The sequence below is a fragment of the Mannheimia bovis genome, assembly GCF_014541205.1.
Lineage (GTDB): Bacteria > Pseudomonadota > Gammaproteobacteria > Enterobacterales > Pasteurellaceae > Mannheimia > Mannheimia bovis.
Genome location: NZ_CP061280.1, coordinates 1849736 through 1873711, shown reverse-complemented (window position 1 = coordinate 1873711; position 23976 = coordinate 1849736). Strand labels below are relative to the sequence as shown.

Sequence of the window (23976 nt, the reverse complement as noted above, 5' to 3'; positions counted from 1 at the left end):
TTATTTGAAATTATTGTACCTCTTTTTAGATAAAATGCGATAAAAATTTAACCATTTTTAGCTTACAGTATTCTATTTGAATGAAATTTAATCACAATTGGGTGTTTTTATGAAAACTTGGACAGAAGCCTTAGGCGAAGAAAAGCAAAAAGATTATTTTCAACAGATTTTGCAATATGTACATAATGAGCGGTTATCAGGCAAAGTAATATATCCGCCACAAAATGAGGTATTTAGTGCTTTTGCTTTAACAGAATTTAGCAATGTGAAGGTGGTGATTCTAGGACAAGATCCTTATCACGGACCAAATCAAGCACACGGATTAGCCTTTTCAGTTAAACCTCCTGTTGCTCCTCCCCCATCTTTGTTGAATATGTATAAGGAATTATCCGAAGATATTGAAGGATTTCAGATTCCGCATCACGGTTATTTAATTGATTGGGCAAAACAAGGTGTTTTTATGTTAAACACAAGTTTAACCGTTGAGCAAGGTAGAGCAGGCTCACATTCACAAATTGGCTGGGAGATTTTTACCGATAAAGTTATTGCACAATTAAATGAACATCGAGAGAATTTGGTGTTTTTACTTTGGGGTAGCCACGCTCAGAGAAAAGGGCAGTTTATCGATCGTAATCGACATTGTGTGTTAGCTTCTCCGCACCCATCGCCATTGTCGGCTTATCGTGGATTTTTTGGCTGTAAACATTTCTCAAAAGCAAATAATTACTTGATTTCAAAAGAAATATCCCCAATTAATTGGCAACTACCTATTGAAATTTAATTGTTCATTTAAAGGAGAAAAAGATGGAATTTGATTTACCGATTTTAGGTGCTACATTTGCAATATTGGTGCTGGTAGCATTAAGTTCAACCATCAAAATTGTGCCACAAGGTTATCATTGGACAATCGAACGTTTCGGGCGTTATACCAAAACCCTCACACCGGGACTAAATATTGTTTTACCTTTTATTGATAGAGTTGGACGAAAAATCAATATGATGGAACAGGTATTAGATATTCCATCGCAAGAAGTTATTTCTCGTGATAATGCCAGTGTGTCTATTGATGCAGTCTGCTTTGTTCAAACTATTGACGCTCGCCGGGCAGCTTATGAAGTGAATAATTTAGAACAGGCGATTGTAAATTTAACAATGACAAATATGCGTACTGTGTTAGGTTCGATGGATTTAGATGATATGCTTTCACAACGTGATGTCATTAATAGTCGCTTGCTCTCGATTGTTGATGAAGCAACCAATATTTGGGGGGTAAAAGTAACTAGAATTGAAATTCGTGATGTTCGCCCACCAAAAGAATTAGTAGCTGCGATGAATGCTCAAATGAAAGCTGAACGCAATAAACGTGCAGATATTTTAGAGGCAGAAGGTATCCGACAAGCTGAAATTCTACGTGCAGAAGGTGAAAAGCAATCTCGTATTTTAAAAGCCGAAGGGGAGCGTCAAGAAGCATTCTTACAAGCGGAAGCTCGTGAACGTGCAGCGGAAGCGGAGGCAAAAGCAACTCAAATGGTATCTGATGCTATTGCAAAAGGCGATACCACCGCAATTAATTATTTCATTGCCCAAAAATACACCGAAGCATTGAAAGGCATAGGTTCGGCAGAAAACAGCAAAGTGGTACTGATGCCACTTGAAGCCAGCAACCTAATTGGCTCTGTTGCAGGTGTTGCTGAATTATTAAAAGGTACTCAAAATAGCAGCAAGTAGTTCTACTTTTAGTAAGGAGAAAATATGGATTGGCTATTTAACTGGAATGGTTGGTTAATCTTAGGTTTTGTATTACTGGCTTTAGAATTAATTATTCCAGGCGTATTGATTATGTGGTGGGGATTTTCTGCCATTTTGCTGGCAATGCTGGTTTGGCTATTGCCTGATTTATCTGTGAGTATTCAAATTAGTGGCTTCGCGATTCTAGCCATTGTCTTTAGCTTGATTTGGTGGAAATATCAACATACTAAAGATAAACAAGATGATAAATCTACATCGCTCAATTCAAGAGAGCAATCAATGATTGGTATGCAAGGTATAATTGTTGAAATACTGGAAAATGGCGTTGCTAGAGGTAAGTTTGGCGATACTACTTGGCGAGTGATGGGAATAGGGCTTAATTTAGGTGATAAAGTACAGGTTCAACGTGTTGATGGGATTACATTGTATGTAACGAACGTGCTTTAATAAAAGAGAAGCGGTTATTTTGTTAAAGAATTTTGCAAAATTTGAAATAAAAATAACCGCTTGTAATTTTCTAAAGCTCTTTTATCAGATTTAAAATTCGTTTATCAGAAATCGGATACTTTGTACCAAGCTGTTGAGCAAACAGGCTGACCCGTAGTTCCTCAATCATATAGCGAATTTCCAACACCTCATCAGGCATAGGCTTAGATTTTGGTAGTTTATTTAAGAGCTGCTTATAGGTTTCTTGCACTTGCTCTACTCGTAGCATTTTTGCTCTGTCTGTATTGCTGTCAATGACCAATTTGTCTAAACGGCGTTCAATGGCAGTTAAATAGCGGTGTAAATCGCTTAACCTTTGATAGCCGGTTTTAGTTACAAATTCGGGATAAATCAATCCATCAATTTGAGTTTTAATATCACTTAACGCAAATGCCATTGTGAAATCCAATTTGCCTTTTAGGCGTTTATTCAGCTCATACGCTAACGTTAAACATTTTTCAACCTGTTTTGCAATCTCAACAGTAGTATCATTAAGATTTGCTCGTATATATTCGTGCAGTTCGTTGAATTTTTCCTCATTCCATACAAAACCGCCGAATTCCCCAATCAACTTATCCACCGCACAGGCGATACAGTCGTCAATCAGTTCTATCACTTTGCCGAATGGAGCAAAATATAAGCCGAGCTTAGCTTTATTTGGTAGTTTTTCGTGTAGATATTTGATTGGTGAAGGCACATTGAGCAACAATAAACGGCGTAAACCAGCCTGCATTGCCCGAGCCTGTTCAAATTCCGTTTCAAATAGTTTCACGCCCACTGCACTCTGTTCATCGACAATCGCAGGGTAGGCTTTCACACTGAAATGGGCTTTCTTCTGTTCGTAGAATTGCGGTAACTCGGCAAAATTCCAAATATGCACACCGCTTTGCTCAATGCCGTCATCAGCGATATTTGAAAGCGTATTCTGTACTTCATCTTTTAGAGCAAATTTCAGCTCGTCTAAATTCTCGCTCTCTTGTAATTTTTTGCCTTTGTCGTCTACCACACGGAAGGTCATTCGCAAATGCGGCGGTAGTTGGCTGATGTCCCACTGTTCAGCCTCAACTAACACGCCGGTCATTCGACGAAGTTCATAGCTTAAACTTTCCAATAATGGTTTTTTAAACGGCTCAACCCGCCCTAAAAAGGCATCAGCATAGTTAGGAGCAGGCACAAAGTTGCGGCGTAATGACTTTGGTAGACTTTTGATCAAAGAAACAATTAACTCGTGGCGAAGCCCCGGAATTTGCCAGTCGAAACCATCAGGCTCGACTTGGTTGAGTAATGGCAATGGAATATGCACCGTTACGCCATCGTGATCTTTACCCACTTCAAATTGATAGCTGAGTTTTAATTTAAGATTATCTTGATACCAGAAATTCGGGAAATCCAGCTCGCTCGCCAAGTTAGCATTATCGTTAATCAAGAACGATTTTTCAAAGTTCAGTAGCTCAGGATCGCTTTTCGAAGCCTTTTTCCACCAAGTATCAAAGTGTTTGGCAGACACCACCTCTATACCTATTCGTTGATCGTAAAATTCGAACAGTACCTGCTCGTTCACTAAAATATCACGACGACGGGATTTATGCTCCATTGCCTCTACTTCACGGATCAAGCGGTTATTTTCTTTGAAAAATTTGTAATTGTTATGCCATTCACCTTCCACCAGTGCTGAGCGGATAAAAATTTCACGGCTGATGCTTGGGTCAATTGAGCCATAATTAACAGGGCGATTTGTTACAATCGGAATGCCAAATAGCGACACTTTTTCAGATGCCATCACAGCTCCTTTGGACTTCGCCCAGTGTGGCTCGCTGTAACTGGATTTGGTTAAATGTACTGCCAATGGCTCAATCCATTCCGGCTCAATGCGAGCAACCATTCGTCCCCAAAGTTTGGTGGTTTCTACCAGTTCTGCTGCCATTACCCATTTCGGCTGCTTTTTGAAAAGCACGGAGTTCGGGAAAATGAAGAAGTGAGCATTTCTTGCCCCTAAATAGTGCATTTTCTCATTATCTTTCAAACCGATATGCGATAGTAGCCCTGTGAGAAGGGCAGTATGAATCGGCTGATAAGTGGCAGCTTCACTGTTAATTTTTAGCCCCATTTCACGCACGGCTAGACGGAGTTGGTGGTAAATATCCTGCCATTCCCGCACACGATTATAGTTTAAATAATCCTTACGGCAGAGATTGCGGAATTGATTTTTCGATAACTCTTTTTGTTGCGTTTGAATGAAATGCCAAAGGTTCACAAATGCCAAGAAATCGCTCTCTTTATCGGCAAAGCGGCGATGTTTATCGTCTGCGGACTGTTGTTTCTCCTGTGGGCGTTCTCTCGGATCTTGGATAGAGAGAGCGGAAACGATCATCATTACTTCGTGCAATGAACCGTTTTTCGATGCCTCAATAATCATTCTGCCTAAACGAGGATCGACAGGTAGTTGAGCGAGCTGTTTACCGATTAGTGTCAATTTATGTGTAGACAGGCGAGCTCCGTTTCGGTTAGGAATAATTGCTTGCAACTCTTCCAACAACCTAATCCCATCTTGAATTTGACGGCTATCAGGTGCATCGACAAATGGGAAAGATGCAATATCACTCAGCCCTAGCGAGGTCATTTGCAAAATGACAGATGCGAGGTTGGTTCGTAAAATTTCCGGATCGGTAAATTGCGGACGACCGTTGAAATCCTCTTCTGAGTAGAGACGGATGCAAATCCCTTCCGAAATACGCCCACAACGCCCTTTTCGCTGATTAGCAGAGGCTTGGGAAATCGGTTCAATCGGTAAGCGTTGTACTTTGGTGCGATAGCTGTAGCGGGAAATACGAGCCGTGCCGGTGTCGATTACATATTTAATATTCGGGATTGTCAGTGAGGTTTCCGCTACGTTAGTGGCTAAAATAATGCGGTTTAAGCCACCACTTGGCTGGAAAATTCGTTGTTGCTCCGTAGCTGACAAGCGAGCGTAAAGTGGCAGAATTTCGGTATGGCGAAGCTCCTGCTTTTGTAGAGCTTCGGCGGTATCACGGATTTCCCGTTCGCCATTCATAAAAATCAGAATATCGCCTCTTCCTTCAGACTGTAGCTCATCAACGGCATTTAAAATACCTTGTAATTGGTCTTGCTCCTCTTCTTCTACAATTGGTCGGTAGCGAACTTCAACAGGGAAAGTTCGCCCAGACACTTCAATAATGGGGGCATTGTTAAAATGTTTGGAAAAGCGTTCTACATCAATGGTGGCTGAGGTAATAATTACTTTCAGATCGGGGCGTTTATGTAGAATTTGTTTGAGATAGCCTAAAATAAAATCGTTATTGAGCGAGCGTTCGTGGGCTTCGTCAATAATCAGGGTATCGTATTGATTTAAGTAACGATCATTTTGAATTTCGGCAAGCAAAATACCGTCTGTCATCAGTTTAACTAAGCTGTTTTCACTTACTTGATCGTTAAAACGGACTTTGTAACCGACAGTCTCACCCAGCTCTGATTTCAGCTCTTCAGCAATACGGGTTGCCACAGATCGAGCTGCAATTCGGCGTGGTTGAGTATGTCCGATTAATCCTTTTACGCCTCGTCCGAGTTCCAAACACATTTTCGGTAATTGGGTAGTTTTACCCGAACCGGTTTCACCAGCAATTACGACTACTTGATTTTCGGCAATCAGCTTTAAAATTTCCTCACGGCGAGCTGAAACAGGCAGATCCGGATAGCCAATTTTTAGATTTTGAGCGTGAGCTTGGCGGATAAAAAAGCGAGCTTGACAAGCAGTTAGATCTTGCAAAATTTCGTCTAAAACTGACCGCTTGTTAGCTTCATTTTTAATATTTTCTGCCCCTTTTAATCTACCGAGTAGGCGACGAAAATCGCTCGTTGTGATATTTTCCAGTTTTACAAGCGGTTGATTTTCTTCATTTTTTCGCAAATTCTTTTTCATCACGCTTCCTGCTATGCTTTCCCTATAATCAACGATAAAATCCCTGCGGCGATGAGTGGACCAACGGGTACGCCTTTAAATAATGCAACGCCAATAATAGTGCCGATGAGTAAGCCTGTTACTAAAACAGGTTGATTGCCCATCAAGCCTACACCGCGTCCTCCAAGCCACGCCACCAGTACACCGGCAATAATAGATACCAGCATTTTCCAGTTCAATAACTGATTGAGTTCAGGGAGCATAATTCGCCCTGAAACCAGAGGGCTAAGTACACCAATAGTTAAAATAATGATCCCGATTTTTAAACCATATTGATCGATAGAAGGAATATATTTAGAGAGTAGCGTTTGTTGCATAATCAGCAATACTGCGGCGGAAATTGTAACGGCATTGTTTTGGCTGACTAAGCCCAGTACAATTAGTACAACTAACAGTAGGGCAACAGAGTTAAATTGTAATGTCATAGTTATTTAAAAATGTAAAATCCCTTATCTCAGAGAGATAAGGGAGAATTAGAGTTGGTTAGTTGATGAATTTCATCAGCCCCATAAGAACGCCGACGCCAGCCAAAATAAAACCTGCCATTTTATACATTGATGATGTTAATCTTACTTCAAGCTGAGAAATTTCAGTTCGAATTTCTGCTTTTAGCTCTTTAAGATCTTGCTTAGTAGCTAATGCCGATTGGCTTTGTTCCAATGCATCATCAAGAGCATCGGCAAAAGCTTCTGCAATTTCCGGAGATTGGTTCGCTTCTTGTAGCTTTTTCACAAAGCGTAATTTGTCAAATCGTAGGCTCATCGTTGTTTCCACTTTTAGCTCCTTTTGTTATTGAATGACAGGCTAAATTTAGCACAGCTACAAAAGGACATTTTGGCTAATTTTGCGATCTGCGTCGAAAAATTGGAATTAAGCGGCAACCATTACCATTGCAGGGCGGATTACACGACCGTGTAAGGTGTAACCTTTTTGCAATACGGTGCTGATATGGTTTGTTTCAATGCCTTCTGCCGGTTGCATAGAAATGGCTTCGTGGAGTTCCGGATTAAAGGCTTCACCCACTTCGCCCATTGCCACTACGCCGAATTTCGCCAATGTATTGATAAACTCTTTATGGGTCATTTCAACACCGTCTACTAAGGCTTGAGTTGTTTCATCGGTAACTGCTTTATCTAATGCATCTAAACCACGTTCTAGGTTATCAACTACATTTAATAGCTCTTTAGAAAATTTTTCTAACGCAAATTTGTGAGCTTTTTCCACATCTTGTTCGGTACGGCGACGAATATTTTGAATTTCTGCCTGCGCACGAAGTTGAATATCCTGTTCACGTTTATCGGCTTCTGTAATATAAGTTTCTAATTCAGTAATTCGAGCTTGAGCAAGAGCTAAAGGATCTTCTTGGGGTGCATTTTCTTCTTGCTGAGCTTCTTCATTTACAACTTCAGGTTGAATTTCTTCTTGTTTTACTTCGTCTTGTAAGTTTTCATTTTGAGTGGTCATCTTTAATCCTCTTAAAGCCTAATTTGGAAATTATAAATCTTCCTTAATATAGCGATAAATTAAGGGATTTCAAGCTCATCATAAAGTTTTTTGCCAAAAATTACATTTTTAATAAGAAAAGGCTTGCAAAATCTAGGGGGTGGCTTAAAATTCGCTAGTCTTTAACGCCCTTAGGCAAGGCTATATTTTTTACTCACTTTCTTTTAACGGAGAAACTTAAATGAAAAAATTAGCGGGTTTATTTGCAGCAGGTTTAGCAACAGTTGCATTAACAGCGTGTAATGAAGAAAAAGCAGCAGAACCAAAAGCAGCTGCGGAAGCGAAACCTCAAGCAACAAATCAAACAGTTCACCTTTATACTTGGACTGAATATGTACCTGAAGGCTTGTTAGATGAATTTACCAAAGAAACGGGCATTAAAGTAGAAGTTTCAAGTCTTGAATCTAACGAAACAATGTATGCTAAATTAAAATTACAAGGTAAAGACGGCGGTTATGATGTTATCGCACCAACTAACTACTTTGTATCTAAAATGGCTCGTGAAGGTATGTTAGCGGAATTAGATCACGCTCAACTACCGGTTATTAAAGAATTAAACCAAGATTGGTTAAACAAACCTTATGACCAAGGTAATAAATACTCGTTACCGCAATTATTAGGTGCACCGGGTATTGCATTTAGAACTGAAGATTACAAAGGTGATGTATTCACTTCTTGGGGTGATTTATGGAAGCCTGAATTTGCGAACAAAATTCAATTATTAGATGATGCTCGCGAAGTATTTAACCTTGCATTATTAAAATTAGGCAAAAGCCCTAATACAACTGATCCAGCAGAAATCAAAGCCGCTTACGAAGAGTTATTAAAACTTCGTCCAAACGTGCTTTCATTTAATTCTGACAACCCTGCAAACTCATTCATTTCAGGTGAAGTGTCTGTAGGTCAGTTATGGAACGGTTCTGTACGTATCGCTAAGAAAGAAAACGCACCAATTGATATGGTGTTCCCGAAAGAAGGCCCGGTACTTTGGGTAGATACTTTAGCGATTCCGTCTAACGCGAAAAATAAAGAAAACGCACACAAATTAATCAACTACTTATTAAGTGCAAAAGTAGCTGAAAAATTGACATTAGAGATTGGTTACCCAACGTCTAATATGGAAGCGTTAAAAGTATTACCGAAAGAGATCACAGAAGATCCATCAATCTACCCAACAGCTGAAGTGCTACAAAAAGCACAATGGCAAGATGATGTAGGTGATGCAGTAGAACTTTACGAAAAATACTACCAAGAATTAAAAGCTGCTAAATAATGGCTAGTTGATTCTTAAGCCTATGGGGACAATCTCCGGAGGCTTTTTATTTGCTTATAAAAAGTTGCAAAAAATTTGAAAAAAACGACCGCTTTCTAAGGTAAAATAAAGACACGACTAGATTTTAAGAGATTAATTATATGAATTTGAAATGGCAAGAGTACCCGGAAAATGCCCGTAAATTATTTAAATTATCGTTGCCTATTTTTATCTCCCAGCTTTCTGCTTCAGGAATGGGGCTAGCCGATATTGTGATGGCAGGTTTAGTAAGCGATGATGATGTTTCTGCGATTGCCGTAAGTAACTCTATTTACTTTCCGCTTTTCCTATTCGTGTTGGGGCTTTTAAATGCCATTACACCAACTGTTTCTTACTTAAACGGTTCAGGTAATCGCCATTTAATTGCAAACCAAGTGCGACAAGGTTATTGGATTGTATTTGCAATGTCTATTCCATTGATGGCTATTTTTCTAAACAGCCATCTGATTTTAGATTTAATGGAAACGCCGGCTGAATTTTCAATCAAATCGCAGCAATATTTAGCCGTAATGGCAGTTGGACTCATTCCTGCTTTACTTGGGGTAAGTTTACGTTGTATGAATGATGGGTTATCTAACCCCAAACCTGCAATGCGAATTACCTTCTTTGGCTTATTGCTTAATATTCCGCTTAACTATATTTTCATTTTCGGCAAATTTGGCTTACCAGAAATGGGGGCGGTAGGCTGTGGCGTAGCAACGGCTATTGTAAACTGGATTATGTTTTTAATGTTACTACATTATTGTTATACCAACTCATCACAAAAAGATATTCGATTATTTGAGAAATGGATTGAAGCACCAAGCGGTCAAATTTTACTAAAACTTTGCAAATTAGGTTTGCCGATTGCTTTTGCGATTTTTACCGAAGTGATGCTATTTTCAACCTCAGCACTCTTTCTTTCGCCACTTGGATCGCAAGTTGTTGCAAGCCACCAAGCAGCTCTACAAACCAGTTCGCTGTTTTTTATGATCCCAATGTCATTTGGTATTGCAACCACGATTATGATTGGGCAAACGTTAGGCGAAAAAAATGTAGAAAGAGCGAAAGTGCTAAGCTATCACTCACTTATTACCGCTGCTATCTTAGCGATTATTGCAGCTATCATTATTATTTTGCTGAAAAATATTATTCCACTTGCTTTTACTAGTAATCCTGTATCTATTGCAATTACGGCACATTTACTGATTTTCGCAGCGGTTTACCAAATTCCCGATGCCATTCAAGCAGTAGCAAATGGTATTTTACGTGGTTACAAACACACTCAACCTATTTTATATGTAACTATTTTCTGTTATTGGGTGGTGAGTATGCCGCTTGGTTATATTTTGGCAAGAACCGATTGGATTGTACAACCAATGGCTGCACAAGGGTTTTGGCTTGTGTTTTGCATTGGCTTAAGTTTGGCGGGAGGATTATTACTTTGGCAAATGCGAAAAATTCAATCTATACCTGAAGCTCAATTAATTGAAAAGTTAGAAAGGATTAAATAAATTAACACTCAGTTGTATTGATGTATTGATTCTAGGCGATAAAAAAGCCACTCTTTCGAGTGGCTAATTAAACTAAGGTGAATTTTTAAGATTAGAATGTGATACGAGTACCTAAGCCGATTCTGCTATTGTCTTCAATAGTTTTACCTGCTTGTTTGGTTCTAGCTTTACCACCTTCTAGGTAAATAGCAACGAATTTGTTGAATTTGTGATCAACACCAAGTTTCCAACCTAAGTTTTTCGCTTTAGCTTCACCAGCGTTTTGACCGTTACCGAATAATACACCACCATAGATATTATTTTGTGGCGTTACTGCTAATTTCACACCTACGTCAAAGCGGTTGATTTTCTCAAATTTTTTCACACCAAATGTTTGGAATGTATTTGCTGCTTGACCTTTTGGTGATTTAGCGTAAGCCCAGTCAATACCTGTGGTAAAGTTACCGTAATTGATATCAAAACCTACACCTGCAAATTTACGTTTGAATTCTTGTTCTTTGCCGCCATAAGTTTCTCCAAGTAGACATTTAGTTTTACCTGTTTTGGCATCTAGGGTGCTTTGGTCCGCAGAATGTTGGTAACAATGTGTAGTCGCCCCTACTGTTTTAGCCGCAGTTAATTCACCATAGCCTGAACCGAAGCGTACTTTTGCATCGCCTAATTCGCCATCATAGAATAAACCGAATTGGAAACCTTGACCTGCATCTACTGCTTGTTTATTTGAATTACCCACATAGTAGTCTGCAGCTACACGAACACCGTTAAATTTTGCAGACATAAAGTGTAATGCTTTACCGTGAACATCTAAGAACACGTTTCCGCCCATTTCCCAAGTGTAGTTTGCTTTAGGAATATGGTCGCCTAATACTAATTGTTTACCAAAAGTTAAAGAACCGATATCTTTATGTTGAACACCACCGAATAAACGATGTGCACGAATATCGTTACCTAATCCATCCGCATTAGAGAAACGTAATTCTGCTACTGCTAAAGCTTCATAACCACCGGTAAGTTCTTGGAATGCACGGAAACGCACACGTGAACCTCTGTCAAGAACGTCAGTACGTTTGTCTTTAGCTTTAATAACTTCTAATGCAAGGCGACCATCAACATCAATTTTAGTACCGTCTTGTTGATAGATAACGGTTGCGTTTGCCCCACTGGCAGCCATTGCTGCAACTGCTAATGCAAGAAGTGTTTTTTTCATAATGTTTTCCTTATAGTAGTTAGTAGTTAGAGTTTCAACAAGCTAGTTACCTAGCAACGTTAAAAATCGTGTAACACAAAGTGTTCCCTTGTTGTGGCGAAATTTACATAAATAAATTTTTTTCGTCAAATTTTGAGGGTTTTGGGGAACTTTTATAAAATGATTAAAAATCAATAAGTTATGAATTTTTAGTGAAATTTTACTCCATTTAAAAATGAGGGCTAGATCACATTTTTAATAATTCTTTTGGAGTGAAATTTCCAAGGTGAAAATTAACTTGTTGATTTATATATGTTTTTTTAGGGGGTGGAAAGAGGGGGATTTTATGTGTACACAAAAACGAAAAAAATTCAAACTTTTATTTAGATTTGTGAGCTTGATCACATAATAAATGAAATTTTTCTCCGAGATAGAATAAAAAAGAGTAAATTTGGTTCACACTAGCCATTCTTTTTCTTTATAGATAAAATCTTATTATTTGTCGTTTTCCTACTTTTACGTTATGCAAAATCTAAATCCGATTAAATTACCCTTAAATAAATCTGTCTTAATTGAAGCCTCTGCCGGTACGGGGAAGACGTTTACCATTGCCAATATTTACTTACGTTTATTGCTAGGCGTAGGTGTTATGCCTTTAACTGTTGAGCAAATTTTGGTGGTAACTTTTACCAAAGCAGCAACGGAGGAGCTGAAAAATCGTATCCGAAAAAACATTCAGCAATGTGCCGATTTTTTAAAAGATAAAGTGAACGGAGAAGGCATCGAAGGAAAATCTTATGCTAATAATCTCGAATTTTTAGAGCACCTCTATCCGCATATCAATCACATTCACGAAGCATTATTACGTTTGAGCATTGCTGAGCGTGAAATTGACACTGCCAGTGTGTTTACCATTCACAGTTTCTGCCAAAAAATGTTAGTGCAGTTTGCCTTCGAATCAGGCGTGCGATTTGATCTTGATTTACAGCCGAACCAATCTGATTTACTGAAAAAATTAAGCGAAGATGTATGGCGAGAGCAGTTTTATCCGCAAGGGGCAAAAGAAAGTGAAATTATTTCAGCTGAATTAACTACACCGGAAAGGGCGTTAAGTGCGGTAAGAAATTATTTAGCAAGTGAGTTGCCCGAGCCGAAAGCGTTTCTAGCTCAAGATTTTACGGAACAGTTGGCACAATATAATCGATTTATTGATGAAGTGAAATTCTACTGGAAAGCAAATAGTGCGGAGTTAGTTGAGGCAATTAGGCACGATCTCAAAAATAAAACGACGTTACACGGTGGTTGGTATCGCTCTGCTACTTTTGAAACGGGTGTTATTGTTATGAACCAATGGGTAAATTCGTCAAATCGTGATTTGCCAGACGAGTTCTATCTGTTTACTGCGGAGAAAATAGCCGCAGGCACGAAGAAAAGTTGTGAGCCAATGGATTTACCTCAACTTGCAAAAAATCAGGATTTTTTGACCGCTTATCAGCAGCAATTTGAAAATAGCTTAAAAGCGATTTTACTCTATCAATTTTTAATAAGCTTAAAAACCAAGCTGGCAGAATATAAGCAATCGCACCCGGAGCGTGGTTTTGATGATTTACTCACAATGCTTAACCAAGCGTTGAAAAATCCGCAAACAGGTAAGGCGTTAGCCCAAAAAATTCGCTCTATTTACCCTTTTGCGATGATTGATGAGTTCCAAGATACCGATCTTACCCAATATGAAATTTTCAGCCAAATTTTTATGGCAGCGCAGAGCGATAACGGCTTTATTATGATCGGCGATCCGAAACAGTCAATTTATAAATTTCGTGGGGCGGATATTTTCACTTATTTAAGAGCAGCGAAGCAGACAGACGAGCAATTTACACTCGGTAAAAACTGGCGTTCGTTACCTGAAGTGGTACAAGCGGTCAATAATTTGTTTTATTTTGCAAATGAGGCGAAATCACCGTTTCTTTATGATGATATTGGCTTTTACCCTGTTGAGGCAGACGGTCGCAAAGGCAAGCTAATCAGTGAGCAAGGGCATTTTGTGTGCTACACCAGCGACAAAACCAAGCTCGATGATGTCGCAGAAATTTGTGCATACCAAATCCACCAACAACTTAAGGCAATGAATGAGGGTAAATTCGGGATTGAGAAAAACGACGAGTTCAATCCTTTTGAGCCAAAAGATATTGCCATTTTGGTGCGAAAAGGCTCGCAGGCAAAACGCATCAAAAAAGCGTTAGCGAAGCGAAATATTAAATCGGTTTATTTGGCAGAATCGGCTTCTGTATTTGGTTCGGAAATAGCTACTGAACTTTGCTGGCTCTTACAAGCCGGGCTTAACCCTTACAATTATAAAGCGTTATTATCCGCCTTAGGTTCAACCCTTTGGGGGCTAAGTGCGGCAGAAATTTATCGCTATAAAGAAAATGAAATGTTGTGGGATTTAAAGGTCAATCAATTCGTTGAATATAGCACTATCTGGAAAGAGCAAGGCATTTTGCCGATGTTGCATAAAATCTATTTAGAGCAAGGTATTATTGAGCGATTAAAAGGTTTGCCAAATGCGGATCGTTTGATTACTGATTTGCTGCATTTGACGGAAATTCTGCAAGAAACTTCGCAGGTGTTGGAATCTGAAGCGGAACTGGTGCGTTGGTATGAAAAGCAAATTAGCTCACCCGATTTTAATGATGAACAGCAACTTCGCCTTGAAAGTGAAGAAGAGCTGATTAAAATTGTTACCATTCACGGCTCGAAAGGCTTGCAGTATCCGATTGTTTGGTTGCCGTTTGCTGCAGAAAAAAGCGAGGGCGATACAAAGGTTAATTTAGGTTTGTATCGTAATCAAAAAGGTGATCTGGATTGGTATTTGGGTGAAGAAGAGGCAAAAGAGCACATCCAAAATGAAGCTTATGCGGAAGATCTTCGTCTGTTTTATGTTGCATTAACCCGTGCGGAATCTCAGCTCAATTTAGTGTTACCTAAAATGATTTCAGGCTGGAGCCCATTACATTATTTATTGGCAGAAGGTGAATTACCGAAAGATAACGTGAGTGTTGCAGACTATTTTGAGAAAAAGCAGATTTCAGCCGATATTATTGAAGTAGCAGAGCATTTACCTTTTAGCCGTTGGGAAAGTGGTAAAACGGAGGAAAGTTATCAAGCCAAAACCTTTAGTGGCAATATTCGGGTAGTGGGGCAGATTACGAGCTTTACTTCACTTTATGCACAACACGAGCGTTTTAGTGAAGGTAAAGCAGAAAGAGTGATAGATTTAGCCCAAGACAGAGATGTCCATATTGAACTCATTGAGCCGGATTACACGATGGAAATTGATGCTTTTTCACCATTCCAATTTCCGCACGGCATTAAAGTTGGTACTGTGTTGCACAGTTTTTTTGAGCATTGCCGATTTGGCGAACAAATTGATAAAGAAAGTGTGGCGAAAGTGTGTGAACAATTAGGTTTAAGTGAAGAATGGCTCGAGCCAACATTAGGCTGGTTTGAGCGTATTCTTGCTACTCCTTTGCCGGAAGCAAATTTCTGTTTAAAAGATATCGATGAAACTAAACGGTTAAATGAATGGCAATTCTATTTACGTTTAAAAAATGATAAAGCTTTGCACCAATTAAATGCGTTATTAAAACAACATAGCCCTTTAGCAAAAAATTTGCCTGAACTGCAATTACCGCAATTAGAAGGCTTTGTGCGTGGCTTTGTGGATTGTATTGTGCAGATGAATGGAAAATTCTATCTTATTGACTACAAATCGAATTTCTTAGGTTATCTGCCACAAAATTATTCCACAGAAAATATTCAGCGAGAAATGGGCAGACAGCGTTATGATTTACAATATTTGCTTTATACTCTTGCCGTGCACCGTTATCTAACTGTTCGCCTAAGTGAAAATTACGATTATGAGCGTGATTTTGGCGGTGTTGCGTATCTTTTCCTACGGGCTATGAATGGAGAGAGTGCAAGCGGTGTTTATTTTGACAAACCAAGCAAATTGCTAATTGAAGAAATGGATAGGTTGTTTGGGTAGATAGAGTAGGGGCAAATTGCAATTTGCCCCTACAAATGATTAGCCCGCTTGCTCATACCAAATCTTGTTAATATAAAGCAACACTTTTCCCATAGGTGTTTCTACCCGAATTTCATCGTCCACCTGTTTGCCGATTAACGCACGGGCGACCGGAGAGTCTATCGAAATCCAGTTTTTTGCCGGGTCAAATTCATCACAACCAACAATGCGATATTGTTTCGCCTCGCCTTCTTCATTTTCGAGCTCAATCCAAGCTCCAAAAAAGACTTTGCCTTCTTGTTTCGGGTGATAATCGACAATTTGTAATACCTCTAGCCGTTTAGAGAGAAAACGCACACGGCGATCGATTTCACGCAAGCGACGTTTACCGTAAATATATTCCGCATTTTCGCTGCGGTCGCCCAGTGCCGCTGCATCAGAAACCGCTTGCGTAACTTTTGGGCGTTCTTCTTTCCATAAAAATTTCAGCTCTTGATCTAAGGCTTGCCAGCCTGAGCGGGTAATGTAATTTGATTTAGCCATAATTATTCAATTGTTTGTGGGGCAAATTGCAAGCTGCCCTACGAAGCCTGTTATTTTGAGAGTAACAAATTTGCGATTGTTTTGATACCAAGCCCTGTTGCACCCGCTGCCCATAAATCGCTTGCGGTTTTGCGGAATGTAGCAGAAGCATCAATATGTAACCAGTTTTGCTGGTAGTTTTCTACAAAGTAAGATAAAAATGCGGTTGCCGTACTTGCCCCCGCCCCAACGGGTACAGAACCGATATTAGCAATATCAGCGAATGAAGAAGAAATTTGCCCTCGGTGGAGTTCTTCAAAAGGTAAACGCCAGAATGGTTCGTTTTCATCTTTTGCCGAGCTGAATAGAGCGTTTGTTAGGTTATCATCCATTGAAAGCACGGAATGGTAGTCGTTCCCCACCGCCACTTTTGCTGCACCTGTTAAGGTTGCTGCATCAATAATAAATTGTGGATTTTGTTTTGATGCATCAATTAAACCATCAGCTAGCACCAAACGCCCTTCCGCATCAGTATTGAGCACTTCAACAGTAACGCCGTTGCGGTAAGTAATGATATCGCCCAATTTGAATGCGTTGTGGCTGACCATATTTTCCGCACAGCAGAGATAAAGTTTTACACGTTTGTTTAAACCACGAGAAATCGCAAAAGCAAGTGAGCCTGTTAAGAGTGCCGCTCCGCCCATATCGGTACGCATTGTGCTCATTCCATCACTTGGTTTTAAACTGTAGCCGCCGGTGTCGAAGGTAATCCCTTTACCAACTAAGCAAGCAAGTACAGGGGAGTTTTCATCACCGGTTGGGTTAAAGTCTAATTTTAATAAAGCAGGCGGGTTACTTGAGCCTTTGCCGACTGCCCAAATACCGTGATAGCTCTGTTCTTTTAATTCTTCGCCACGAATTATCTTATAAGAAACCGTATTTGTTTTTGCAATATTTTGGATAAATTCGACCGCTTGTTGAGCCAATTTTTCAGGGGTTAAGCTCTCAGACGGCTCGTTAATTAACTCACGCACGAAAGTAGCACATTTTACTCGGTTATCAAATTCCGCTTGTTGTTCGCCTAAATTAGGGTATTCTACAGATCCTTGATTTTTAACTGAATTGAAACCTTGATGGAACGCCCAGCACTCTTCTAAATTCCAGCCATCGCCAGCTAATGCCACATTCAATATGCCTTGATTTTTAATTTTACGGGCGGCTTTTTGAATAGTGGCTACATCGTTTTTGGGATTGTGAACGATAAAGCCTGCATTATTAACGGAAAGTAGAGCGTTTTTTCCCCAAATTTCAGGGGCGGCTTGTTGGGAAAGGGTAATTTTCATTGCTGTCATTGTTCGTTCCTTATTGTTTTAGTATGAGTTGAAAGCGTGGTTATCCTAACAAACTTTTGCAAAGTTTTATAGAAAAATGACCGCTTGTAATCGGATAAAAGATTTACAAGCGGTCGTTGTTTAGTGATTTTTTACAAATAGTCGAGCGGATTATTTACCGTCCCACGCATTGATTGCATTGTGGCGGATTTTTACACGACTTTCGGCATTGCCTTTGTAGTAATTTTTATCTAAACCACCTTCCCAGTCGCCATAGTTCGGGTTTGGTAATATAATAAATTTTTTACCGAACAATTTGCTGTTTTCTGCCACAAACGCACGGCGTTCTGCGTTTGATTTGCGGTAAGTTGCATCACCGAAATCGTTTAGGTTATCGCCCACATAAAGCACGATCTCATAACCTTGTTTTTCGATTTCTTCAAAACGAGGGGTTTTGTTTGATTTATCTTTTTTCAAGAATAACGTTTTTTCACTTACGCCACTAAAGCCGAGTTTGTTCATATCATCGATAGTGCCTGCTTTTTCGCCGTCATCTTTACGGTTTGAAACATAAAATACCGTGCCTTTATGGCTGTTCACATAGTTGTTAAATTCAACTGCACCGGCAATAGCTCCAGTTTGACGGGCATTTACCCAGCGTGTCCAGCTTTCGCCATCAAAAGGCTTATGATTTTTTACTTGCCAGCCTGCGTATGGGCTGTTATCCATCATTGTTTCATCTAAATCAACAACAACGGCTTTTTTCTTGCCTTTTTTCACTTTTGCCTGATCAAAAGCAACTTTTGCCGTGTTAAATGCTTGATGAGCTAAAGCTTGGTATTCACCGGATTGTTGTACCCAATTTATGCCTAAGGTTGCTTGCTCTTGCAACACCATTTGATGATGTTCATCACTATTTGAGTGAGTGTGAGTACAAGCGGTTAGAACGAATAAAGCGGTGAGGCTCATTGCGGAAAGTTTTAAGTTTTTCATAAAGATATCCTTAAATTTTTTGTTGATAAACGAAATGATTATACCTAAAAAGAGGCATTCATTACTATAGTTTTTATGACCGCTATTCACTTTTACTGAAAACTAAGTTAGGCTATTAACCTTTTTATAACAATATAGAGGCAATATGCAAACATTATTAAAATTTACGCAATTTGTTAGCAAAACTTTCGCTATTTGGGTGGTGGTTTTCGCTTTCATTGCGGCACAATTCCCTGAAACTTTTAAACAATTTGTTCCTTGGATTCCATATCTTTTAGGTATCGTAATGCTTGGAATGGGCTTAACCTTAACATTCAAAGATTTTGCTGAAGTTACAAAAAATCCAAAATCAGTGATTATCGGTGTTATCGCTCAATTCGTGGTAATGCCAAGTGTTGCTTATGGATTGGCAAAAGCATTTAATTTACCGCCTGATTTAGCCATTGGTGTAATTTTAGTTGGCTGTTGTCCGGGTGGAACATCGTCAAATGTGATGACTTATTTAGCTCGTGGTAACACGGCTTTATCGGTGGCTTGCACAACCATTTCAACCTTATTAGCACCTGTTTTAACTCCTGCTATTTTCTACTTATTTGCCAGCCAGTGGTTAGAAATTAATGCAACGGCGATGTTTATTTCTGTGCTACAAATGGTGTTGTTGCCTATTTTTGTTGGCGTCGTTATTCGTACTATCTTCAAGCAGAAAGTAGAGCAGTTCAGCCAAACAATGCCGTTAATTTCAGTGATTGCGATTGTATTAATTGTAACGGCGGTGGTTTCAGTGAGTCGTGATCGCATTATTGAATCCGGTTTATTAATTTTTGCAGTGGTCGCCTTACATAACGGTTTAGGTTATCTAATCGGTTATTTAGCGAGCCGCTTATTTAAACTGCCTATTGCAGATAGCAAAGCAGTAGCAATTGAAGTGGGTATGCAGAACTCAGGTTTAGGGGCAGCACTTGCCGCATTACACTTTAAAGCAAATCCTGTGATTGCTGTGCCAAGTGCAGTATTTAGCTTCTGGCACAATATTTCAGGTCCTATCTTGGCGATGATTTTCGCGAAGATGAAGAACGATAATGAGAAATAAATATTCGTTTTAATATAGAAACAGGCAAGCGGTTAAATTTTTCTTATTTTTTGCAAAATATGAAGGAAATTTAACCGCTTGTTATTTAGAAAGGATTTAGAGAATTCTTGGTCCTCGTGTTGTGCTTATTTTTTCTCCATCCGCTCTTTGCGTAACAATAACCTGATCGCCTTCGTTTAAGCCCGCTACAACTTCGGTATTTTGTGTATCAGAAATACCAATTTGGATTGGTTTCTCCACTGATTGACCATTTTCTAGTACCAAAACATAATTTTCTTTTCCACGTTTTTTAATCACGTTAGTGGGAACAACTAACACTTGCTCCCGTTTATCAATGGTAATTTGAGCTTGTGTTGTCATTCCAATGCGTAAGCTGCTATCGGCATTATCAATCGAAACATTCGCATAGTAATAAACTGCCTCCGTGTTACCTGATTGTTCGGTATAGTTGTTATCGGTAAGTGTAGTGAGGGCAGGATCAACCGAATCAATGGTTGCTAAATACTCTCGATTAGGATCGGCAAGGGTGGAAAATTTGACTTGTTGCCCGACTTTTACTTGGGCAATATCGCCTTCTGAAATCTCAAGTTTAATCAGCATTTTAGATAAATCAGCTACTTGCACAATAGTTGGCGATGTTTGATTAGAATTAACTGTCTGCCCGACGGAAACCGGTACAGACACAATCACGCCGTCCATTGGTGAAATGATTTGAGTGTAATTCAAATTGGTTTGAGCATCATTCACCGAGATTTCTGCCGATTTTAATTGTGCTTTGATGTTATCAACCGTTGCTTTGGCGGAAGCTAAGGTGTTTTTTGCGGTTTCGACATCTGCTAAGGCTGCACTGCTGGCTCGATATAATTTAGTTAATCGGTTGTAATTAGACTGAGCCACTTCAAGGGCAACCTGTGCGGAGGTTAGCTGTGCTTTGTACGAAGCAAGTTGAGCTTGAGCGGTGCTCAAAGTGTTGTTTTGATTGCTTGAATCAATATCTGCAATCAAATCGCCCTGTTTAACGGTTTGTCCTAATTCGACATAGAGTTTTTGGATTTTACCCGAAACTTGAGCCCCAACTTCGGTGCGTTTGCTTGCTCGTACTGATCCTGTAGCAAGCACATTTTTATTGATTTCGGCACGACTAACCGCTTCAGTAATATAATGAATTTGTGGTTCATTATTTTGCTGAGTGTAGTAAAAATATCCGCCTATTCCGACAGCGGCAATTAGCACAAGTGTAGCTAATGTTTTACGTTTCATACTCTTCCTTTGTGATATATTGTGCTACAAGCGGTCATTTTTAGAGAAAAATTTGCAATTAGATGATACCAAAAGTGGCTCGAATATAACTGGCAACCGCTTCGTCTTTGTTGTATCCAATCACTTCATTGTTTGGTAATGCTAATTTTAAGCGAGGATCGGCATTTGCCATTAGACAGCCTTTGCCCGCTAAGTTCAACATTTCTACATCATTCATACCGTCGCCAAAGGCAATGCAATCTTGTAATCTGTAGCCTCGTAATTTCACTAACTCTTCCAACGCATTCGCTTTACAAACGCCCTTTGCCATTACTTCAAGGCAGAGTAGAGCGGAATAGGTCATTTGTACGTTATCGCCATAAGTTGCTTGAATGTAATTTTCAATCGGGGTTAAGGCTTCAGGCGTTCTGCCGATAAAAAAGACTTTCTCTGTTTCTCTGCCGTGGTGGTTAGAAAAATCAGCCACTTGATAACCAAAACCGGATTCTTGATGGAACTGTTTCAGTTGTGGAATCTCTTTATTGATAAACCATTCATCGCCTTGATAACTGTTTAAGCAAACATTTTTATCGTCAAATTCAATATTCATTAATTCAACGGCGATATCTTCAGGCAAGTAATGGCTGACAATTTTTTCGCCGTCTAAATTATTAGCTCTTGCTCCGTTTGATGTAACCAGCATTGCATTTTTAACATTCATTTTACTGATAATATGCGAAACATCAGGGTAATTTCTGCCGGTGGCAAGAAAAATATCTATCCCTTTTTGCGATAATTTTTCTAATGTATCAATCGTAAAATCACCAATTTTATGATTTGCATTTAGCAGAGTGCCGTCGAGATCGGAAATAATGGCACGAAATGGTAGGGTCATTGTGTATCCTCAGCAGTAAATAATGCAAGAGGCTATCAAATTTGAGTTGAAACTTCAAAGAGAATAATAAATTAAAAATTATTTTTTAGAATTTTTTAAAATTCTAAATATCATTAAAATTAATGTATTGTATTATATTATTTTTTTCATTTGGAATTTTTAGCTAAAAGTGTTGCTAATAGTAATATAATGTTCTGGTATGACTAGTCTTTAATTAAAGTTAAACGGTTGCGTAAAGTGAAAAATGCTATTGACATTGCCTTAGATAAAGCTAATATACACCCCATTAGCGAATAACAATGCAAACATAAACACACAACACAACATATGGAAAAATTTACCTTACTCCGATTATCTCTGTTATCGTATTCTGTGCGAGGATAAAGACTGGTTGGAAAAAGTAAATGGACTATCCACATTCTTGCCCGCACTTAAAATGCGGGCTTTTTTTATCCCAATAAAATGAAGGTTTTATTATGAGCAACAATAACATTATTATTTTTGATACAACACTGCGTGATGGCGAACAATCCCTAAAAGCGAGTTTAACGGTAAAAGAGAAACTACAAATTGCACTCGCATTGGAGCGTTTAGGCGTTGATGTAATGGAAGTGGGATTTCCTGTTTCTTCAGCGGGCGATTTTGAATCGGTACAAACTATTGCTCGTCATATTAAAAACAGCCGTGTTGCTGCACTTTCCCGTGCGGTAGCAAAAGATATTGATGCTGCTTATGAAGCCTTAAAAGTAGCAGAAGCATTTCGTATTCATACCTTTATTGCGAGTTCTGCTTTGCACGTTGAAGCAAAATTAAAGCGTTCATTTGATGATGTGGTAGAAATGGCAGTAGCGGCGGTAAAACGTGCTCGTGGCTATACCGATGATGTTGAATTTTCGTGTGAAGATGCAGGTCGAACAGGGATTGATAATATCTGCCGTATTGTAGAAGCTGCCATTAATGCAGGGGCAACTACAGTCAATATTCCGGATACGGTCGGTTTCTGCTTGCCGAATGAATACGGCAATATTATTCATCAAGTAATGAACCGAGTGCCGAATATTGATAAAGCTATCGTTTCTGTACATTGTCATAACGATTTAGGAATGGCTACAGCGAACTCATTAACAGCGGTGCAAAACGGAGCAAGGCAGATCGAATGTACCATCAACGGCATTGGCGAACGTGCGGGCAATACTGCATTAGAAGAAGTGGTAATGGCAATTAAAACCCGCCAAGAATTTATGGGCGTGGACACTCGCATAAATACTCAAGAAATTCATCGTGTAAGCCAAATGGTAAGTCAGCTTTGCAATATGCCAATTCAGCCGAATAAAGCGATTGTGGGCAGCAATGCGTTTGCTCACTCATCAGGCATTCACCAAGATGGTATGCTTAAAAACAAAAATACCTATGAAATTATGTCGCCTGAAACCATCGGCTTGAAAAAAGAGAAGTTAAATTTAACGGCTCGTTCAGGTCGTGCAGCAGTTAAAGGGCATATGGCGGATATGGGCTATACTGAAGCGGATTACGATTTAGATAAGCTCTATGAGGCTTTCCTACAGCTTGCAGATAAAAAAGGGCAGGTTTTCGATTATGATTTAGAAGCTCTTGCTTTTATTGATATGCAACAAGGTGAAGAAAATAGATTAAAACTAGATGTGATTACGACCCAGCTGATTAGCGGTTTGCCGGCATCTGCATTTGTACAAGTAGAACTAGACGGTGTTCGTCAAAGTGCAACTTCGCAGGGCGGTAATGGTCCAGTTGAAGCAACTTATAATGCAATTATGAAGATTGTGGGTATGGAGCTAAAAATGTCGCACTATAACTTAACGGCAAAAGGCGAGGGTGCAGAAGCCTTAGGGCAAGTGGATATCGTAGTGGAATATGATGGCAGAAAATTCCACGGTGTTGGTTTAGCAACCGATATTGTCGAAAGTTCAGCACGAGCATTAATTCACGCAATTAATGCAATTTATCGTTCACAGAAAGTGGCAGATATCAAAGCGAAGAAATAATAAATTAGAGGCAAATTACAATTTGCTCTTTTCAATGCGATACAAGCGGTCAGATTTTTTGAAATTTTTGCAAAATTTCGATAAAATCCGACCGCTTTCTTATTGGTATTTTTTAAGGTTTTATCAAGAAAGTAAAAAATTTAAGGAAAAAGA

At 39.2% G+C, this 23976-nt stretch carries 18 protein-coding genes; 8 read left to right on the top strand and 10 right to left on the bottom strand.

Annotated features, from left to right (window positions below):
* Positions 1–109: 109 nt before the first annotated feature.
* From ung to ICJ55_RS09215, 3 genes are read left to right on the top strand one after another with little or no spacing between them, the layout of a single operon-like run.
* Positions 110–781, top strand: coding sequence for a uracil-DNA glycosylase (gene ung, locus ICJ55_RS09225; RefSeq protein ID WP_025236276.1), 672 nt, complete (start codon positions 110–112; stop codon positions 779–781).
* Positions 782–804: 23 nt separating this feature from the next.
* Positions 805–1728: an SPFH domain-containing protein gene (locus ICJ55_RS09220; RefSeq protein WP_188156533.1), complete on the top strand. Its 924-nt coding sequence runs from the start codon at positions 805–807 to the stop codon at positions 1726–1728.
* 24 nt (positions 1729–1752) lie between these two features.
* Positions 1753–2196, top strand: coding sequence for an NfeD family protein (locus ICJ55_RS09215; protein ID WP_188156532.1), 444 nt, complete (start codon positions 1753–1755; stop codon positions 2194–2196).
* Between the two features lie 70 nt (positions 2197–2266).
* On the opposite strand, the gene hrpA is transcribed toward ICJ55_RS09215, so the two are convergent.
* The 4 genes from hrpA to grpE all read right to left on the bottom strand — a co-directional run bounded on the left by hrpA (position 2267) and on the right by grpE (position 7675).
* Positions 2267–6172 carry an ATP-dependent RNA helicase HrpA gene (gene hrpA, locus ICJ55_RS09210; protein WP_188156531.1) on the bottom strand — a complete coding sequence of 1302 codons (3906 nt, stop codon included), beginning with the start codon at positions 6170–6172 and terminating at the stop codon, positions 2267–2269.
* Positions 6173–6183: 11 nt separating this feature from the next.
* Positions 6184–6636, bottom strand: coding sequence for a DUF441 domain-containing protein (locus ICJ55_RS09205; RefSeq protein ID WP_188156530.1), 453 nt, complete (start codon positions 6634–6636; stop codon positions 6184–6186).
* 58 nt (positions 6637–6694) lie between these two features.
* Positions 6695–6985, bottom strand: a complete 291-nt coding sequence (locus ICJ55_RS09200) for a CCDC90 family protein (protein WP_025236270.1) — start codon at positions 6983–6985, stop codon at positions 6695–6697.
* A gap of 96 nt (positions 6986–7081) precedes the next feature.
* Positions 7082–7675: a nucleotide exchange factor GrpE gene (gene grpE / locus ICJ55_RS09195; protein WP_188156529.1), complete on the bottom strand. Its 594-nt coding sequence runs from the start codon at positions 7673–7675 to the stop codon at positions 7082–7084.
* Positions 7676–7895: 220 nt separating this feature from the next.
* Here grpE and ICJ55_RS09190 point away from each other — a divergent pair, with 220 nt between their 5' ends.
* Positions 7896–8987, top strand: a complete 1092-nt coding sequence (locus ICJ55_RS09190) for an extracellular solute-binding protein (protein ID WP_188156528.1) — start codon at positions 7896–7898, stop codon at positions 8985–8987.
* Positions 8988–9127: 140 nt separating this feature from the next.
* Positions 9128–10519 (top strand): MATE family efflux transporter, encoded by a 1392-nt coding sequence (locus ICJ55_RS09185; protein WP_188156527.1) that lies wholly within the window; start codon positions 9128–9130, stop codon positions 10517–10519.
* Positions 10520–10610: 91 nt separating this feature from the next.
* Here the strand turns inward: ICJ55_RS09185 and ICJ55_RS09180 are convergent, their stop codons facing one another.
* Complete coding sequence (locus tag ICJ55_RS09180; protein ID WP_188156526.1) at positions 10611–11726, bottom strand: porin; 1116 nt, start codon at positions 11724–11726, stop codon at positions 10611–10613.
* Positions 11727–12228: 502 nt separating this feature from the next.
* Between ICJ55_RS09180 and recB the strand changes: the two genes are divergently transcribed.
* Positions 12229–15753: an exodeoxyribonuclease V subunit beta gene (gene recB / locus ICJ55_RS09175; RefSeq protein ID WP_188156525.1), complete on the top strand. Its 3525-nt coding sequence runs from the start codon at positions 12229–12231 to the stop codon at positions 15751–15753.
* 39 nt (positions 15754–15792) lie between these two features.
* Here recB and greB read toward each other — a convergent pair whose 3' ends face one another.
* The 3 genes from greB to ICJ55_RS09160 all read right to left on the bottom strand — a co-directional run bounded on the left by greB (position 15793) and on the right by ICJ55_RS09160 (position 18578).
* On the bottom strand, positions 15793–16275 hold the full coding sequence (gene greB, locus ICJ55_RS09170; protein WP_025236264.1) for a transcription elongation factor GreB: 483 nt from the start codon (positions 16273–16275) through the stop codon (positions 15793–15795).
* A gap of 50 nt (positions 16276–16325) precedes the next feature.
* A complete protein-coding gene (gene pepB, locus ICJ55_RS09165) occupies positions 16326–17606 on the bottom strand; it encodes an aminopeptidase PepB (protein WP_188156524.1) in 1281 nt (426 codons plus the stop codon).
* A gap of 150 nt (positions 17607–17756) precedes the next feature.
* The gene (locus ICJ55_RS09160; RefSeq protein WP_188156523.1) at positions 17757–18578 is read right to left on the bottom strand and encodes a 5'-nucleotidase, lipoprotein e(P4) family; all 822 of its coding nucleotides are present in this window, start codon (positions 18576–18578) and stop codon (positions 17757–17759) included.
* A 145-nt stretch (positions 18579–18723) separates the two neighbouring features.
* Here ICJ55_RS09160 and ICJ55_RS09155 point away from each other — a divergent pair, with 145 nt between their 5' ends.
* Complete coding sequence (locus tag ICJ55_RS09155) at positions 18724–19668, top strand: bile acid:sodium symporter family protein (protein ID WP_025236261.1); 945 nt, start codon at positions 18724–18726, stop codon at positions 19666–19668.
* Positions 19669–19764: 96 nt separating this feature from the next.
* Here ICJ55_RS09155 and ICJ55_RS09150 read toward each other — a convergent pair whose 3' ends face one another.
* Positions 19765–20928 (bottom strand): efflux RND transporter periplasmic adaptor subunit, encoded by a 1164-nt coding sequence (locus ICJ55_RS09150; protein WP_188156522.1) that lies wholly within the window; start codon positions 20926–20928, stop codon positions 19765–19767.
* A 58-nt stretch (positions 20929–20986) separates the two neighbouring features.
* Entirely contained in the window at positions 20987–21802 is an 816-nt protein-coding gene (locus tag ICJ55_RS09145; protein ID WP_188156521.1) for a Cof-type HAD-IIB family hydrolase, read from the bottom strand.
* A gap of 476 nt (positions 21803–22278) precedes the next feature.
* On the opposite strand from ICJ55_RS09145, the gene leuA reads away from it, so the two are divergent.
* Positions 22279–23823 (top strand): 2-isopropylmalate synthase, encoded by a 1545-nt coding sequence (gene leuA, locus ICJ55_RS09140; protein WP_188156520.1) that lies wholly within the window; start codon positions 22279–22281, stop codon positions 23821–23823.
* Positions 23824–23976: the final 153 nt, after the last annotated feature.